Raw genomic sequence first — 1,407 nt, forward strand, 5'->3', positions numbered from 1 at the left:
GATCGCGTCCCTTGGCGTGGTGTAGCCGATCAGCGTGGGGTGGTGCGCCGGGGGCGTGGACCCGGGTAGCTTCCGCTCTGCCGACAGGGTGGGCCACCGTGCAACTCTCCGTTGTGAACGGGCAGTTCAACGCGGGAGGTACAAGGTGGCCCTGTCTCAGCATGACCTACTGCGGCTGCTGGAGTCACTACGTTCGGCAGACGGCCTGGAACTGGTGCGCTCGGTGGCCGAGCGGATGCTCCAGGAGCTGATCGAGGCCGAGGCGACGGCCAGGATCGGAGCCCAGTGGAACGAGCACACCGACACGCGCACCGCGCTGCGCAACGGGCACCGGGACAGGACGCTCACCACGCAGGCCGGCGACCTGGGGCTGGGCATCCCCAAGCTGCGGTCGGGCAGCTTCTTCCCCGTCCTGCTGGAACGGCGCCGCCGGATCGACCAGGCGCTGTTCGCGGTCGTGATGGAGGCCTACGTCCACGGCGTGTCCACGCGTTCGGTCGATGACCTGGTCAAGGCCCTGGGCTCGGACACCGGCATCTCCAAGAGCGAGGTCTCGCGGATCTGCCAGGACCTGGATGTCCAGCTGTCCGCGTTCCGCGGGCGCCGGCTGGACCACGTCCGCTTCCCCTACGTCTACCTCGACGCGACCTACTGCAAGGCCCGGGTCGAGCACCAGATCGTCTCCCGCGCCGTGGTCATCGCCACCGGCATCACCGAGGACGGCGGCCGCGAAGTGCTCGGCGTCATGGTCGGCGACAGCGAGAGCGAGTCCTCGTGGACCGCGTTCCTGCGCTCCTTGCGCGAACGCGGCCTGGGCGGGGTCCGACTGGTCATCGGCGACCACCACCTCGGGCTGGTCACCGCGATCCGCAAGGTCATGCTCGGCGCCGGCTACCAACGGTGCCGCGTCCACTTCCTGCGCAACGTGTTCAACGTGATCAGCAAGGACGCGGCCGAGATGGTGGCCGCCACCGTCCGCACGGTCTTCGCCCAACCCACCGCCGCCGCGGTCCGCAGCCAGCTCGACACTGTCGCCGACATGCTCGGCACACAGTTCCCCAAGGTCAAGGAGATGCTGCTGGAGGCCAAAGACGACCTGACCGCATTCTCCGGCTTCCCCGAACGCCACTGGAAGAAGATCCAGTCGACCAACCCGCTGGAGCGCATCAACCGCGAGATCAAACGCCGCACCGACGTCGTCCAGGTCTTCCCCAACGACGCCGCCCTGCTCAGACTCGTCACCGCCGTGCTCTTCGAACTCCACGACGAATGGATCGCCTTCCCCCGCCGCTACCTGCCCGAAGGCAGCATGGAAGAGCTCTACCCCGCCGAACTCCCCAACAGCGCCCCCGCGCTACCCAACACCACCGATGAATGATCGGCTACACCACACCAAGGGACACGATC

General features: G+C 67.7%; 1 protein-coding gene. It reads left to right on the top strand.

Going from position 1 to position 1,407, the window contains the following annotated elements; all coding sequences use genetic code 11:
• Nucleotides 1–145: 145 nt before the first annotated feature.
• Nucleotides 146–1,378 (top strand): IS256 family transposase, encoded by a 1,233-nt coding sequence (locus IF29_RS0141040; RefSeq protein ID WP_030267624.1) that lies wholly within the window; start codon nucleotides 146–148, stop codon nucleotides 1,376–1,378.
• Nucleotides 1,379–1,407 lie beyond the last annotated feature (29 nt).

The sequence above is a fragment of the Streptacidiphilus jeojiense genome (assembly GCF_000719095.1).
GTDB lineage: Bacteria > Actinomycetota > Actinomycetes > Streptomycetales > Streptomycetaceae > Streptacidiphilus > Streptacidiphilus jeojiensis.